At 62.4% G+C, this 643-nt stretch carries 2 protein-coding genes; both read right to left on the reverse strand.

All coding sequences use genetic code 11. From position 1 onward, the window contains the following. The coding region (locus AB4Y92_RS25220; protein WP_441822107.1) for a type II toxin-antitoxin system PemK/MazF family toxin at nucleotides 1-187 on the reverse strand (187 nt) is incomplete at its 3' end. Then, complete coding sequence (locus AB4Y92_RS25225; protein WP_113518990.1) at nucleotides 174-392, reverse strand: type II toxin-antitoxin system PrlF family antitoxin; 219 nt, start codon at nucleotides 390-392, stop codon at nucleotides 174-176. The genes AB4Y92_RS25225 and AB4Y92_RS25220, both read right to left, overlap by 14 nt. Nucleotides 393-643: the final 251 nt, after the last annotated feature.

A 643-nucleotide genomic window follows, 5' to 3' on the forward strand; every position in this document is an offset into this window, starting at 1 on the left:
GCGACACGTCTCCCGGCCATGACCGATTCTCGGCGCTGGTGATCATGACCACCCACAACAGGCCTTCGCCCTCCCCTACGCCGCCATGGCTGACGACAAGCGCCGGCCGATGCTGGCGGGTGTTGCGGTCGGTATAGGGGAACGGCACACGGATAACATCGCCCTGGCTGAACTCAGAGTTTGGCATAGGCTCTCCGGTCGGCTTCGCTATCCCACTCGCTGAATGTGCCAAACGGGTCTTCGGCCGGGGCTGCTGCCGGTGCCTTGCGGATCACCACCGCGTCGCCCTCGATGCTATAGGCAATCTCGTCGCCCTCGCGCAGATGCAACGCGGCCCGGATGGGCTGCGGAATCGTCGTCTGCGCCTTTGATGTCAGCTTGCTCGTGATCATGCGGAACTCCTGTAAGGAAGCTCCTTACTGTAAGGAAATTCCTTTCAGACAGCAAGCTAGGAGCCAGTCGCCAGTATGGCGTCTCTCGTTCTGAACCAGGCGGTGAGCGCCTCTCTGGCCCCGGTACAAGGCGCTGCTGCCGACCGGAAGCGGGTATCCGTCATTCCCCGGAAACCGGACGTTCCCGGGCACTCCTTCCGTCTGGTTTCCAGATTATGCTGACATGGCACGGCGGCACTGCGGGTTAGCGG

The sequence above is a fragment of the Lysobacter sp. TAB13 genome (assembly GCF_052113885.1).
Taxonomy (GTDB): Bacteria; Pseudomonadota; Gammaproteobacteria; order Xanthomonadales; family Xanthomonadaceae; genus Lysobacter; species Lysobacter gummosus.